The sequence below is a fragment of the Streptomyces daqingensis genome (assembly GCF_014645895.1).
GTDB classification, from domain to species: domain Bacteria; phylum Actinomycetota; class Actinomycetes; order Streptomycetales; family Streptomycetaceae; genus Streptomyces; species Streptomyces daqingensis.
Window position 1 is genome coordinate 160,537 of record NZ_BMMP01000012.1, and the last position, 14,351, is coordinate 174,887.

The following is a 14,351-nucleotide window of genomic DNA, read 5'->3' on the forward strand; positions in this document are numbered from 1 at the left end:
GTCGAAAGCACCCGAAGGAGCGCCGACATGGCCGCCACGCAGGAAGAGATCGTCGAGGGCCTCGCCGAGATCGTGAACGAGATCGCCGGCATCCCCACCGAGGACGTCCAGCGGGACAAGTCCTTCACCGACGACCTGGACGTCGACTCGCTGTCCATGGTCGAGGTGGTCGTCGCCGCTGAAGAGCGTTTCGGCGTCAAGATCCCGGACGACGACGTGAAGGACCTCAAGACCGTCGGCGACGCGACCGACTACATCCTCAAGCACCAGAGCTGAGACAACCGCTCACGCGTTTGTCGCCGCCCGCCGCGCGCCCCGGCAGATCCTTTCCGGGGCGCGGGTGGGGTGGCCCGCACGGCTCACCTCTACCAGTGGAGACAGAATCCAGTGAATACGACCCATCACTCCGTGGTCGTCACCGGTATCGGCGCAACCACACCGCTGGGTGGCGACAGCGCATCGACCTGGGAAGGTCTGCTCGCCGGACGTTCCGGGGTCGGCCCTCTCACCCATGAGTGGGCGGCGGACCTGCCCGTCCGTATCGCCGCCGAGATCGCGGTGGAGCCCACCGAGACCATTCCGCGTCCGCAGGCCCGCAAGCTGGACCGTTCGGCGCAGTTCGCGCTGATCGCGGCCCGCGAGGCCTGGGCGGACGCCGGTTACACCGGCAGGGCCGGGGAGGACGCGGAGCTCCCTCCGGAACGGCTGGGAGCGGTCGTCGCCTCCGGCATCGGCGGTGTCACCACCCTGCTCGGCCAGTACGACGTGCTGCGGGAGAAGGGCGTACGCCGCGTCTCGCCGCACACCGTCCCGATGCTGATGCCGAACAGCCCCAGCGCCAACGTCGGTCTGGAGGTCAACGCACGCGCGGGCGTCCACACGCCGGTCAGCGCCTGTGCCTCCGGCTCCGAGGCGATCGGGTACGCCATGGAGATGATCCGCACGGGCCGGGCCGACGTCGTCGTCGCCGGCGGCACCGAGGCGGCCATACACCCCCTGCCGATCGTCGCCTTCGGCAACATGATGGCGATGTCGAAGGACAACGAGAACCCCGAGGGCGCCTCGCGCCCGTACGACGCCGACCGCAACGGCTTCGTGATGGGCGAGGGCGCGGGCGTCGTCGTGCTGGAGTCCGCCGAGCACGCGAAGAAGCGCGGCGCCAGGATCTACGCCGAGGCCATCGGCCAGGGCATCTCTGCCGACAGCCACCACATCACCCAGCCGGAGCCCAGCGGCAACGGCATCGCGCTGGCCCTGCAGAACCTGATGGACCAGACGGACCTCAAGCCCGCCGAGATCATGCACATCAACGCGCACGCGACGTCGACCCCGCTGGGCGACATCGCCGAACTCAAGGCGCTGCGCAAGGTCTTCGGCGACGACGTGGACCACATGGCCATCTCCGCCACCAAGTCGATGACGGGTCACCTGCTGGGCGGTGCGGGCGGTATCGAGACCGTGGCCTCGATCCTCGCGCTGAAGAACCGGACGGCTCCGCCGACCATCAACCTGAACAACCCCGACCCGGAGGCCGACGCCGACATCGTCGGCGGCGAGCCGCGTTCCCTCCCCGAGGGCACGATCGCCGCGCTGAACAACTCCTTCGGGTTCGGCGGCCACAACGTCGTCCTGGCGTTCCGCACGGTCTGACACGGGCAGGGCGGACGTTCCGTCCAGCCGGCACGCGGTAAGGGGCAGCTCCCATGAGGGCTGCCCCTTACCGCGTGCTCACGTCCGTACCTGCGTCAGCGTCCGGTCCGCTCGCCGTCGAAGCTGGCGAAGTACGAGGCCGCCATGTCCTCGCCACCGTGGCCCTGTTCGGCGGCGCGGCGAAACCTCTCCGCCCCCGCCACCGCCACGTCCATCCGCACCCCTGCCCGTTCGCCGGCGCTGACGACGAGCCGGGCGTCCTTCGCCGCGGTGTCGACGGCGAAGCTGGGTGCGAAGTCGCCGGACCGCACCGCCTGGGCCTTCAGCCGCAGATACCCCATGTCCAGCGGGCCGCCCGCGACCGCGTCGAGGAAGCCCTGCGGATCCACCCCCAGACCGTCCGCCAGCGCGAGCGCCTCGGCGACGCCGTGAGTGACGGTCAGCACCCAGCTGTTGCAGACGAGCTTCAGACGGGTCGCGGCGCCGGGCTCCTCCCCCACCCAGACGGTACGTGCGCCCACGGCCTCGAGCACTGGCGCGAGGCCGGACCTCGCCTCGCGGGGGCCGGCCGCCAGCACCACCAGCTCCCCCGCCTCCGCGGGCTGCCGCGTACCGAGGACCGGCGCGTCGACGAAGGTGAGCTGGTACTCCCGCGCGAGCTCGGCGAGGGCCGGCAGGCCGTCCACCCCCGCGGTCGTACTCTGGAGCCACACCTGGCCGGCCCGGAGTCCCGGGGCGGCGGCGCGGACGATCTCTGCGGTGACGGGCCCGTCGTGGAGCATCGTCAGCACGACGTCGGCGTTCTCGACCGCCTCGCGGGGGTCGGCGGCGACGCGGGCGCCCTCCGCGGCGAGCGGTTCCGCTTTCGCGCTGGTGCGGTTCCACACGCGCACGGCCAGGCCGGCACGGCAGAGGTTGCGGGCCATCGCGGCGCCCATGATGCCGGTGCCGAGCACGGCCACGGACGTCCGGTCGGAGATGTCGGGAAGATCAGGAAGGTCAGGGAGGTCGGCCATGGAGGCACGCTAACTGGAGGGTGCCGTTCCGGAGCGTCAGACGACCTGGTGGAGCCAGCGCACGGGGGCACCCTCACCGGCGTAGCGGAAGGGCTCCAGCTCGTCGTCCCAGGGCTTGCCCAGCAACTTCGCGACCTCCGCCTCGAGTTCGCTCTCACCGCGGGAGGCACGGCTCATGGCCGCCCGCAGCCGGTCCTCCGGAACGAGGATGTCTCCGTGCATGCCGGTGACGGCGTGGAAGATGCCGAGCTCGGGCGTGGAGCTGTAGCGCTCGCCCTCCGCCGCCGCGCAGGGCTCGGCGGTGACCTCGAACCTCAGCAGGTGCCAGCCGCGCAGCGCGGACGCGAGCTTCGACGCCGTGCCCGGGTCCCCCTGCCAGGAGAACTCCGCGCGCCAGGTACCGGGAGAGGCCGGCTGTCTGATCCAGTCGAGGTTGACGCGGGTGCCGAGGACGCCTGCCACGGCCCATTCGACGTGCGGGCACAGCGCGCGGGGAGCGGAGTGCACGTACAGAACTCCACGTGTCGTCACCGGGACCTCCAGTGCGGTTCGAGGGGCGGGCGTCGTCGCCGAGTGCCTCGACTGCCTACCGGTCATGCGCCGGGGTCAGCGCCTGACTTCCTGCACCACGGTCACTTCGTCGATCCAGCACACCGCGGTTACGAATAGTAAACACCATAGGCGCCAATTCTCCCTGAAAGGGACAGGAGGTGACGCGGTGTAATGTTCGGCTGTCGCTGAACGCGCGCTCCGGCCTCCGTCACACTGAGAACCCGGCAGTGGAGCACGGGAGTAAAGCTACCGCGCACCGGGGACATCCGGTGCCGTACGAACGGGCCCAACAGCCCGAAATCGAGGGGCAGATGCAGATCAGACGCCCGGGGGAAGGCCCGGCGGGAGCGGCCGGCGCCCGGATAACCCGTCGTGGGCGACTCGCGGCGGTCGCCGCAGCCCTCCTCGTACTCGTCGGCGGGCTCGTCGCGGCGGTCTCGTTCGGCAGTGGTAGCGGGAGCGATACGGGGCAGCGCTCCCCCGGCTCCGCGCGCCCCTCTCCGCCGCCCCCTCCGCCCTGGGACCGGAGCCCCTCGTCGATCGCCGCCGTCGGGGACTCCATCACCCAGGGGTTCGACGCCTGCAACCTGCTGGCGGACTGCGCGAAGGCGTCCTGGGTCACCGGCACCGATCCGGCAGTGGAGAGTGTCGCCCAGCGGCTCATCGACGACGCACCCTCGCGCCGCTCCTGGAACTTCGCGGTCAGCGGCTCGGTGATGGCGGACCTGCCCGCGCAGATGGAACGAGCCGCGCGGCGGGACCCCGATCTGGTGACCGTGCTCGCGGGCGCGAACGACGCCTGCCGTCCCACCCCCGCGCAGATGACGCCCACCGCCGATTTCCGCGCCGGGTTCCGCGAGGCGCTGGCCACGCTGCGCCGGGCGCGCCCCAAGGCGTACGTCTACGTGGCGAGCGTGCCGAACCTCAAGCGGCTGTGGTCCCAGGGGCGCGGGGACGCCTGGGGCGAGCAGGTCTGGAAGCTGGGCATCTGCCAGTCCATGCTGCGCGACCCGAGGTCGACGACCGCGGCGGCCGAGCAGCGGCGACAGGAGGTCCACGAGCGGGTCATCGCGTACAACGCGGCCCTGAGCGCCGAGTGCGCGAAGATGGCGCGCTGCCGCTACGACGGCGGCGCTGTCTTCGACTACCGGTTCACCAGGACGGAACTCAGCCGCTGGGACTGGTTCCACCCCAGCAAGGCCGGACAGCGCAAGCTCGCGGATCTCGCCTACCGCGGCATCACGGCACGCCGCCCTCCGCAGGCTGATCGGACGTCGCGCTGACCGCGGCTTCCCGGCCCGGAGAGGCTGCGGACCTTCACCGTCCGTTCACGGGTCACACGGAACGGTCCTGACGGCACCCATTGACGCCGGTCACATGCGTCAATACATTCGCATCGGCATTTCGAACGTAGTCCGAAATTTCGAACACCGTAAGTGAAGGGCCGTCTGCCGTGCGCATCACCGGAATCACCACCCACGTCGTCGGAACGCCCTGGCGCAATCTCACGTACGTCCAGGTCCACACCGACGAGGGCCTCACCGGGGTCGGCGAGACGCGGATGCTCGGCCGCACCGACGCACTGGTGGGATACCTGCGCGAGGCGGAGGCCAACCACGTCCGCGGCTCCGATCCGTTCGCCGTCGAGGACCTCGTCCGGCGGATGAAGTACGGCGACTACGGCCGGGCAGGCGAGATCGTCATGTCCGGCATCGCCTGCGTGGAGACGGCCTGCTGGGACATCAAGGGCAAGGCGCTGGGCGTCCCGGTCTGGCAGCTGCTCGGCGGGAGGGTCACGGACCGCGTCAAGGCCTACGCGAACGGCTGGTACACCACGGAACGCACCCCGGAGGCGTACCACAAGGCAGCGCAGGCGGTCGTCGAGCGGGGCTACCGGGCCCTGAAGATCGACCCGTTCGGGACGGGGCATCTCGAACTGGACGACGAGGGCACGCGGTACGCGGTGTCGCTGATCGAGGCCGTGCGGGACGCGATCGGGCCGGGGACCGAGCTGATGCTGGAGATGCACGGACGCTTCAGCCCTGCCACCGCCGTGCGGCTCGCCCGCGAGATGGCGCCGTTCCGCCCCGCGTGGCTGGAGGAGCCGGTGCCGCCGGAGAACCTCAAGGCGCTGGCGAAGGTGGCGGGGAAGGTCGAGTTGCCGGTCGCGACGGGTGAGCGCATCCACGACCGCATCGAGTTCCGTGAACTGTTCGAGTCGCAGGCCGCCGACATCATCCAGCCGGACGTCGGGCATATCGGCGGCATCCTCGAGACGCGCAAGCTCGCCGCCACCGCGGAGACGCACTACACGCTCGTCGCGCCGCACAACGTCGGAGGCCCGGTGCTCACCTCGGCGTCTCTCCAAGTGGCGGGGTGCACACCGAACTTCAAGATCCTCGAGCACTTCAACGACTTCGCGGACGCCGAGATCAAGAAGGTGGTGAAGGGTGCGCCGGAAGTCGTCGACGGCTACTTCAGCCTTCCCGACGCACCGGGCCTCGGCGTCGAACTGGATACCGACGCGGCAGCTGAGTTCCCGCAGCAGCAGGCCCGGTTCGACCTGTGGGCCGAAGGCTGGGAGAAGCGCGCCCCGCGGAGTGACCGGAGCGCGGAGGCATGACGCCCGCTGCGCAGGAGATGAGGGCAGTGGTCGTCGACGAGCCCGGCGCGCACCGCCTGGTCACCCTCCCCCGGCCGTCTCCCGGCCCCGGCGAGGTGCGCGTCGCCGTCCACGCGGCAGGAATCTGCGCGAGCGACCGCGAGGTGTACGACGGGACCCGCGCCGAGGGGTACGTGCGCTACCCGGTCACCCCCGGTCACGAATGGTCCGGAACGGTCGAGGCCGTCGGAGAGGGCGTCGACCCGCAGCTGACGGGCCGCAGGACTGTGGCGGAGGGCTTCCGTACCTGCATGCGGTGCGCGCGCTGCCGCGAAGGAGCGACGAGCCTGTGCACCGACGGCTACGACGAGACGGGTTTCACCAGGCCCGGGGCGTTCGCCGACTCCGTCGTACTGCCCGCGAGACTCCTGCATCTCCTTCCGGACGATGCCGACTTGAGGGCAGCGGCCCTGCTGGAGCCCGCGGCGGTGGTGGCAGCGGCCGTCCTCGCCGCCGGCCCCCGCCCGGGCGAGCGGATCGCCGTCGTCGGTGCCGGGACGCTGGGACTGCTCGCGGTGCAGCTGCTCGCCGCGTACACGCCCGCCCGGCTGACCGCCGTGGATCCCCGTGAGCAGCGGGCCGGGCAGGCCCTGTCGATGGGTGCGACGGACGCCCGTACGCCCGACGGCGGGGACAGCCGGTTCCCGCCACCGGAGGGCGGCTACGACCTGGTCGTCGAGACGGCGGGCGCACCGAGCACCGCGCACGACGCGTGCCTGCTCGCGCGGCGCGGCGGGCGCGTCGTGCTCACCGGCATGTTCGAGGCCGGCGCGCAGGGGATCGACCCGGTGCATCTGTCCGTGAGTCAGCTGACGATCCGCTCGGTCTTCGGAGCGTCCTCTGCCGCGTGGTCCTTCGCGGTGCGGACGTTCGCAGAAGGACTGCTCGACCCCGCGCCGTTGATCACGCACGAACTGCCGCTGACGTCGTTCGGCGAAGCCGTCGGGCTTGTCGGCAGCGGCGATCCATCTGTCGGGAAGGTGCTGCTGCTGCCCTAGGTTCTGTCTGACAAATAGCGTCGTACGTCCGTCAGGACGTGGTTGGCGGTGTCCGGTGCGTGTGATCGCAAGGCGGAGGGAGGAGAGCGCAGCGGGCTGCGCCGACGATCGACAACGCAGTGAGGACGCGTGCCGGACACCGCCAACCAGGCGGGATTTGTCAGACAGAGCCTAGACGTCCGGCCGGCCATGCCGACCGCCGGACAGACCACTGCGAAGAACGAGACCACCGCCCGGTAGGCCGTCCGAGTAGCCGACCCCCTGTCCGTACCGGAGACGAACCGAACGACCGCGAACCACGGGAGCACTGTGCCCACCGCATCCTTCAGCCCACGACGCCCCGGCGCCGACGCCATGAGCACCCTCGGCATGGGCGCCCCGGCACCCGAACCCGCCGACGCGTCGCCGCACGCCTTCCCCGACGGAGGCACGTGGCGGACCGAGATCCCCTCCTGCGAAGGCCCCGAGGCGCTGGCCGCGGTGCTGCGGGAGTCCGCGGCGCTGGACGTGCCCGTGCACCGCATCAGCCAGGGCAGCGGCGTATGGATGCTGACCGACGCGGAGATCACGGAGATGGTGGACGCGTGCGCGCAGCACGACATCGAACTGTGCCTGTTCACGGGGCCGCGCGGCACCTGGGACGTCGGAGCGTCCACGCGCACCGACTCCGGGGGCGGCGGCCTGCGGGCCCGGGGGCACGACGCCGTCGCCGGCTGCGTCGAGGACGCCCTGCGTGCGGCCGAACTCGGCGTGCGCTGCCTGCTGGTGGCCGACGAGGGAGTCCTGTGGGTGCTGCACCGGCTGAGGGCGGAGGGTAGGCTGCCCGCCGACACCACCCTCAAGGTCTCCGCGCTGATCGGGCCGGTGAACCCCGCGTCGTACAGCGTGTTCGAGCGCCTCGGGGCCGACTCGGTCAACGTCCCCTCCGACCTGACGCTGCAGCAGCTCACCGAGATACGCCGGGTGAGCGCCGCGCCGATGGACTTCTACCTGGAGGCGCCCGACGACCTCGGCGGCTACGTGCGGATGTACGAGGCGGCCGAGCTGATACGGCGAGGCGCGCCCATCTACCTCAAGTTCGGCCTCAGCAAGGCTCCGGGCATCTATCCCTACGGAGCACATCTGCGCGGCCTGACCCTCGACTCGGCACGCGAACGGGTCCGGCGGGGACGGCTGGCACTCGACATGCTCGCGCGACTCGGCGCCGACGGCGGAATGTCGCCGGCGGGCTCCCGGCACCCCGGCGAACTCCAGCGATTCCCCCTTCCGGAGAGGAACTGACTATGGGCACCCGCACTCCCGTCCACATATCCGCGGTACGGCGACGAGCGCGGTCCGGGCGCGGACCACGCCGGCGGACGGCGCCGCTCGCGGCCGCGGCCGCCGTCGCGCTGCTCGCCGGATCGCTCGCCGCTTGCGGCCAGGAGGCCAAAGGCGGCAGCCGCTACAAGGCCGAGAAGGGCAAGGGCGGCACCATTGGACTGGCCATGCCGACCAAGTCGTCCGAACGCTGGATAGCCGACGGCAAGAACATGGCGCGGCAGTTCAAGGCCGCCGGGTACAAGGCGGACCTGCAGTACGGCGACGACAAGGTGGAGAACCAGGTCGCCCAGATCGAGAACATGATCGCCAAGGGGCACAGGCTGCTCGTCGTCGCGGCGATCGACGGTTCCGCACTGACCGACGTGCTGCGGCGGGCCAAGGAGGCGGACGTCCCCGTCATCTCCTACGACAGGCTGCTGCTCGGCACCGAGAACGTCGACTACTACGCGTCCTTCGACAACGAGCGCGTCGGCGAACTGCAGGGCGGCTACATCGTCGACAAGCTGAAGCTGGACGAGAAGAAGGACGAGAAGTTCAACGTAGAGCTCTTCGCGGGCTCTCCGGACGACAACAACACCAAGTTCTTCTGGGACGGCGCCATGAAGGTGCTCCGTCCGTACATCGAGAAGGGCCGGATCGTCGTCCGCAGCAAGCAGACAAAGCTGAACCAGACGACCACGCTGCGGTGGGACGGCGGCACGGCGCAGAAGCGCATGGACGACCTGCTGAGCAAGAACTACGGCTCCGAAGAGGTCGACGCGGTGCTCTCCCCCTACGACGGCATCTCGATCGGCATCCTCTCGGCGCTCAAGAGCGCCGGCTACGGCACCGGCGACAAGCCCTATCCGATCGTCACCGGGCAGGACGCGGAGCTGGCGTCGGTGAAGTCGATCCTGCGCGGCCAGCAGACGCAGACCGTCTACAAGGACACCCGCAAACTCGCCCGGCAGGCGGTGCAGATGGGCGACGCGGTGCTCACCGGCAAGAAGCCGGAGGTCAACGACACCAAAACCTACGACAACGGCAAGAAGGTCGTTCCCGCGTACCTGCTGAAGCCCGTGAGCATCGACAAGTCCAACACGCAGCGGCTGGTCGACGACGGCTACTACACGGCGGGACAGCTCAAGTGACGGCCCCTGCGGAGCAGTTCGAGAAGGGGCCCGGGGCGGACGGGGCGGGGACGGCCGGGCGCCCGGTCCTGGAGATGCGGGGGATCAGCAAGTCCTTCCCCGGCGTGAGAGCGCTCTCCGACGTCAATCTCACTGTGCACGCGGGCGAGATCCATGCGATCTGCGGTGAGAACGGCGCGGGCAAGTCCACGCTGGTGAAGGTGCTCAGCGGCGTGCACCCGCACGGGAGTTACGAGGGCGAGATCCTCTTCGGGGGCGAGCCCTGCGCGTTCAAGGACATCCGCGCGAGCGAGCAGCGCGGCATCGTCATCATCCACCAGGAGCTCGCCCTGATCCCCTACCTCTCCCTCGCGGAGAACATCTTCCTCGGCAACGAGCACTCCAAGCGGGGCATCATCAGCTGGAGCGAGACGCTGCGCCGTGCCGACACGCTCCTCAAACGCGTCGGCCTGCCGGACAAGCCGCAGACGCGCATCGCGGACATCGGCGTCGGCAAGCAGCAGCTCGTGGAGATCGCCAAGGCGCTCTCGAAGGAGGTCGAGCTGCTGATCCTCGACGAGCCGACCGCCGCGCTCAACGACGAGGACAGCCGCAAACTCCTCGAACTGATCGGGGAGCTGCGCGCACAGGGCATCGCCTGCATCGTCATCTCGCACAAGCTGAACGAGATCCGCCAGATCGCGGACTCCGTGACGATCCTGCGCGACGGCCGGACGATCGAGACGCTCAGCGTCCGCGAACGCCCCGGCGACGAACCGGAGATCTCCGAGGACCGCATCATCCGCGGCATGGTGGGCCGCGATCTGGATCAGCGCTTCCCTCCCCGCACCGGTTACGAGGGGGAGGACGCCGGCACCGTCGCACTGTCCGTGAGCGACTGGACAGTGCGCCACCCCATCGACCATCAGCGCAAGGTCGTGGACGGCGTCTCACTGCAGGTGCGGCGCGGTGAGATCGTCGGCATCGCCGGGCTGATGGGAGCCGGACGCACCGAGCTGGCGATGAACCTCTTCGGGCGCTCGTACGGGCTGTACGAGCGAGGCACTGTGCGCGTCGACGGCCGGGCAGTGCAGACCCGGACCGTCCCGGAAGCCATCGGCCACGGAATCGCGTACGTCACCGAGGACCGCAAGACGTACGGGCTCAACCTGATCGAGGACATCAACCGCAACATCTCCCTGGCCTCTCTGTCAGGGCTCGCACGGCGCGGCGTGGTCGACGAGCATGCCGAACGCCGGGTCGCCGAGGGATACCTGCGCTCGATGAACATCAAGGCGCCCAACGTCCACGAGCAGGTGCAGCGGCTGAGCGGCGGCAACCAGCAGAAAGTCGTCCTCAGCAAGTGGATCCACGCGGATCCCGAGGTGCTCATCCTGGACGAGCCGACGCGGGGCATCGACGTCGGCGCGAAGTACGAGATCTACACGGTCATCGACAAGCTCGCCGCGCAGGGCAAGGCGGTCGTCTTCATCTCCTCCGAACTGCCGGAGCTGCTGGGGATGTGCGACCGCATCTACACCATGGCCGCCGGCCGGCTCACCGGCGAGGTCTCCCGCGAGGACGCCACGCAGGAAGTCCTGATGCGGCACATGACCGAGACGCTGGACACGGGGGCCGGTACCGGCACTGCCACCGGCACCGATACGAGTCCCGGTACGACGAGCGGTGACACCGGCGCGTCCAGCACCAGTTCGAGCGACACAAGCAGCGAGGACCGCGCCGGCACCTCGCCGGGCAGCACGAGCACTTTTGACAGCAGCACCAGCGGCACGAGTGACAAGAGCTGAGGGGCCGAGCCATGACGACACCAACGCAGACCCGTGACCGCTCCGGCGACGGGCCCGGACGGCCGAACGAACAGCAGGAGCCCGGCAGGTCCCGGGCCGGCGCCCTGCTGCTGGAGACCGTCCGCAACAACATGCGCCAGTACGGGATGCTCGTCGCACTGGCGCTCATCGTCGTGCTGTTCCAGATATGGACCGACGGGTCGCTGCTGCTGCCCAACAACGTCTCCAACATCGTCCAGCAGAACAGTTACATCCTGATCCTGGCCATGGGCATGATGATGGTGATCATCGCCGGCCACATCGATCTGTCCGTGGGTTCGCTGGCCGCGTTCGTCGGTGCCGCGGCGGCGGTCATGATGGTCAGGCACGACATGCCGTGGGTGCTGGCGCTCGTCCTGTCGCTGCTGATCGGAGCCGCCGCCGGCGCCTGGCAGGGGTTCTGGATCGCGTACGTGGGGATTCCGTCCTTCATCGTGACGCTCGCCGGGATGCTGCTCTTCCGGGGCGGGACGCAGATCCTCCTTGAGGGGCAGTCCATCGCACCGTTCCCCCGGGGGTTCCAGGAGATCGCGCAGGGCTTCATCCCGGAGATGGGCCCGTACACGCAGTACCACAACCCGACGCTGCTCATCGGTCTCGTGGTCATCGCCTTCGTGCTCTTCCAGGAGTGGCGCGACCGCAGGCGCCAGCTCGCGTACGAGCTGGAGGTGCTGCCCTTCAACCTCTGGCTGCTCAAGTGCGTTGCGATCGTCGCCGCGGTGGTGGCCTTCACCCTGACCCTGGCCAGCTACCACGGTGTGCCGGTGGTGCTGCTCATCATGTGCGTCCTGCTCATCGGACTGGGCTTCGTGATGCGCAACGCCGTCGTCGGACGCCACGTGTACGCGCTGGGCGGCAACAAGGCGGCGGCGAAGCTCTCCGGTGTGAAGGACAAGCGCGTCACGTTCCTGGTCTTCGTCAACATGGGCGTGCTGGCGGCGCTCGCGGGGTGCGTGTACGCGGCCCGGCTCAACGCGGGCACCCCGCAGGCGGGCATCAACTTCGAGCTGGAAGCGATCGCCGCGGCGTTCATCGGGGGTGCGTCGATGAGCGGCGGCGTCGGGACCGTGCTGGGCGCGGTGATCGGCGGTCTCGTGCTGGGCGTGCTGAACAACGGCATGTCGCTGGTAGGCATCGGCACCGACTACCAGCAGGTCATCAAGGGGCTGGTGCTGCTCGCCGCGGTCGGCTTCGACGTGTGGAACAAGCGGAAGGTGGGCTCCTAAGCCTGTCTGACGATCTCGCCTTGCTCACGGCGAGAGACGGAACAGTGGCGGGCCGGCGGCACGGGCACAGCCCGTCAGCCGCCGGCCCGTCCTTTCAACATTTCCGAACAGAAGAAGCCGTAAGCCATCATGGCCTGTGGCAACGCACATGCCTGCGGCGATGTGCGGCCCGGCGGGCTCGGCGTTCGGCCACGTGCGTCGGGGCGGACGGCGCAGGCCGGACCCGCCGCACGCCCGGACCGGTACGACAGGAAAGTGGACTGCATGAGGGACCCGCGCAAGGAGGACTTCGGGAAGCTGGAGGACGGAACCGCCGTCGACCGGTGGACTGTCGAGAACGGCGGCGTGCTGCTCCGCGTCCTGTCCTACGGCGGGATCGTGCAGGCGCTGGAAGTGCCCGACCGCCGCGGGGAGCGCGCGAACATCGCGCTCGGCTTCGGCGACCTCGGCTCCTACGTCGCCGACTCCCCCTATTTCGGCGCGCTCGTCGGCCGCTACGGCAACCGTGTCGCGGACGGCCGGTTCACGCTCGACGGCACGGAGTACGCCCTCCCCGTCAACGACGGGCCCAACAGCCTGCACGGCGGGGAGAGGGGCTTCGACAAGCGGGTGTGGCGGGTCGAACCGTTCCGGCGGGGCGATGCCTGCGGGCTCGCCCTCACCCGTACCAGCGAGAGCGGCGAGGAGGGTTACCCGGGCGAGCTCGCCCTGCGCGTCGACTACACCCTCACCGCCCGCGGCGAGTTCCGCGTCGACTACGAGGCGGCCACGGACGCACCGACCGTCGTCAACCTCACGAACCACACGTACTTCAACCTCGCGGGCGAGGGCTCGGGGGACGTCTACGGACACCTGCTGGAGATCGCCGCGTCCCGCTACACGCCGGTCGGCGGGACGCTGATCCCCACCGGGAAGCTCGCCGGAGTGGAGGGCGGGCCCTTCGACTTCCGGCTGGCGAAGCCCATCGGTGAGGACCTCCGGGTACCTGACCAGCAGCTCCTGTACGGGCTGGGTTACGACCACAACTTCGTACTGGACAAGGGCGTGACCCCGGAACCGGAACACGCGGTCGCCGTCTCCGATCCGCTGAGCGGACGGACGATGCGCATCGCCACGACCGAACCCGGCGTGCAGTTCTACAGCGGCAACCAGCTCGACGGCAGCCTCGCGGGCACGTCCGGTGCCGTCTACCGGCAGGGCGACGGATTCGCGCTGGAGACCCAGCACTTCCCCGACTCGCCCAACCAGCCGGACTTCCCCTCGACGGTTCTGCGGCCGGGCGAGACGTACCGCAGCACCACTGTCCACGCCTTCGGCACGCACTGACGGCGCCGGGCCCGCCGGCCCGCGTCTGTCGCAGCCGCCGGCCCACACCGCAGGGAGTTGGCGAAGGGCCGTCCCGACGGTCTCCTGCCGGGACGGCCCCTCGCTGCGCGGCCCGTACGAAACGGCTGGGGCCGCGCCTTCCGCTCAGACGACGGCCAGGTCGACCTCGATGTTGCCGCGCGTGGCGTTGGAGTACGGGCACACCTGGTGCGCCTTCTCCAGCAGCTCCTTGGCGGTCGCCTCGTCGACGCCCGGTATGCGGGCCTCCAGCGCCACCTTGAGGCCGAAACCGCCGTTCGCGAGGGCGCCGATGCCGACGCGGGCCGTCACCGTCGAACCGGTGATGTCCGCCTTCTCCTTGCGGGCCACCACGCCCAGGGCGCTCTGGAAGCAGGCGCTGTAGCCCGCGGCGAAGAGCTGCTCCGGGTTGGTGCCCTCGCCGCTTCCGCCCAGCTCCTTGGGCGCGTTGACGACGACGTCGAGCTTGCCGTCGTCGGAGGAGACGCGGCCGTCCCGGCCGTTCTCCGCGGTGGCGACGGCGGTGTACTTGACGTCGACGGACTGGATGGACATGGATTCTCCTGTTCGATGGGACGTTTCGAGCCGGGGCCGTCTGGGCCTCCCGTGCGGCCAGGACGGCGG

General features: G+C 69.9%; 13 protein-coding genes. 10 read left to right on the forward strand and 3 right to left on the reverse strand.

Annotation, left to right across the window (positions count from 1 at the left end; genetic code table 11):
* Nucleotides 1-27 precede the first annotated feature (27 nt).
* Complete coding sequence (locus tag IEY56_RS18865; protein ID WP_045863239.1) at nt 28-276, forward strand: acyl carrier protein; 249 nt, start codon at nt 28-30, stop codon at nt 274-276.
* Between the two features lie 111 nt (nt 277-387).
* Nucleotides 388-1,650, forward strand: a complete 1,263-nt coding sequence (gene fabF / locus IEY56_RS18870; protein ID WP_189038405.1) for a beta-ketoacyl-ACP synthase II — start codon at nt 388-390, stop codon at nt 1,648-1,650.
* Nucleotides 1,651-1,745: 95 nt separating this feature from the next.
* Here fabF and IEY56_RS18875 read toward each other — a convergent pair whose 3' ends face one another.
* Together IEY56_RS18875 and IEY56_RS18880 are read right to left on the reverse strand one after the other, a co-directional pair.
* Nucleotides 1,746-2,630: an NAD(P)-dependent oxidoreductase gene (locus IEY56_RS18875; RefSeq protein ID WP_189038490.1), complete on the reverse strand. Its 885-nt coding sequence runs from the start codon at nt 2,628-2,630 to the stop codon at nt 1,746-1,748.
* A gap of 72 nt (nt 2,631-2,702) precedes the next feature.
* A complete protein-coding gene (locus tag IEY56_RS18880) occupies nt 2,703-3,197 on the reverse strand; it encodes a DUF3145 domain-containing protein (RefSeq protein ID WP_189038406.1) in 495 nt (164 codons plus the stop codon).
* A 332-nt stretch (nt 3,198-3,529) separates the two neighbouring features.
* On the opposite strand from IEY56_RS18880, the gene IEY56_RS18885 reads away from it, so the two are divergent.
* The 8 genes from IEY56_RS18885 to IEY56_RS18920 all read left to right on the forward strand — a co-directional run bounded on the left by IEY56_RS18885 (nt 3,530) and on the right by IEY56_RS18920 (nt 13,709).
* Nucleotides 3,530-4,501, forward strand: a complete 972-nt coding sequence (locus IEY56_RS18885) for an SGNH/GDSL hydrolase family protein (protein ID WP_189038407.1) — start codon at nt 3,530-3,532, stop codon at nt 4,499-4,501.
* 170 nt (nt 4,502-4,671) lie between these two features.
* Nucleotides 4,672-5,841, forward strand: a complete 1,170-nt coding sequence (locus tag IEY56_RS18890; protein ID WP_189038408.1) for a mandelate racemase/muconate lactonizing enzyme family protein — start codon at nt 4,672-4,674, stop codon at nt 5,839-5,841.
* On the forward strand, nt 5,838-6,878 hold the full coding sequence (locus IEY56_RS18895) for a zinc-dependent alcohol dehydrogenase (protein WP_189038409.1): 1,041 nt from the start codon (nt 5,838-5,840) through the stop codon (nt 6,876-6,878). The genes IEY56_RS18890 and IEY56_RS18895 overlap by 4 nt, the downstream gene beginning before the upstream one ends.
* Nucleotides 6,879-7,232: 354 nt before the next feature.
* Complete coding sequence (locus IEY56_RS18900; RefSeq protein ID WP_189038491.1) at nt 7,233-8,159, forward strand: hypothetical protein; 927 nt, start codon at nt 7,233-7,235, stop codon at nt 8,157-8,159.
* A 2-nt stretch (nt 8,160-8,161) separates the two neighbouring features.
* Nucleotides 8,162-9,331 (forward strand): multiple monosaccharide ABC transporter substrate-binding protein, encoded by a 1,170-nt coding sequence (gene chvE / locus IEY56_RS18905; protein WP_189038410.1) that lies wholly within the window; start codon nt 8,162-8,164, stop codon nt 9,329-9,331.
* A 74-nt stretch (nt 9,332-9,405) separates the two neighbouring features.
* The gene (mmsA, locus tag IEY56_RS18910) at nt 9,406-11,118 is read left to right on the forward strand and encodes a multiple monosaccharide ABC transporter ATP-binding protein (protein WP_189038492.1); all 1,713 of its coding nucleotides are present in this window, start codon (nt 9,406-9,408) and stop codon (nt 11,116-11,118) included.
* An 11-nt stretch (nt 11,119-11,129) separates the two neighbouring features.
* Nucleotides 11,130-12,383 carry a multiple monosaccharide ABC transporter permease gene (gene mmsB / locus IEY56_RS18915; RefSeq protein ID WP_229712016.1) on the forward strand — a complete coding sequence of 418 codons (1,254 nt, stop codon included), beginning with the start codon at nt 11,130-11,132 and terminating at the stop codon, nt 12,381-12,383.
* A gap of 264 nt (nt 12,384-12,647) precedes the next feature.
* Nucleotides 12,648-13,709 carry an aldose epimerase family protein gene (locus tag IEY56_RS18920; RefSeq protein ID WP_189038411.1) on the forward strand — a complete coding sequence of 354 codons (1,062 nt, stop codon included), beginning with the start codon at nt 12,648-12,650 and terminating at the stop codon, nt 13,707-13,709.
* A 144-nt stretch (nt 13,710-13,853) separates the two neighbouring features.
* On the opposite strand, the gene IEY56_RS18925 is transcribed toward IEY56_RS18920, so the two are convergent.
* Complete coding sequence (locus tag IEY56_RS18925) at nt 13,854-14,282, reverse strand: organic hydroperoxide resistance protein (RefSeq protein WP_189038412.1); 429 nt, start codon at nt 14,280-14,282, stop codon at nt 13,854-13,856.
* Nucleotides 14,283-14,351: the final 69 nt, after the last annotated feature.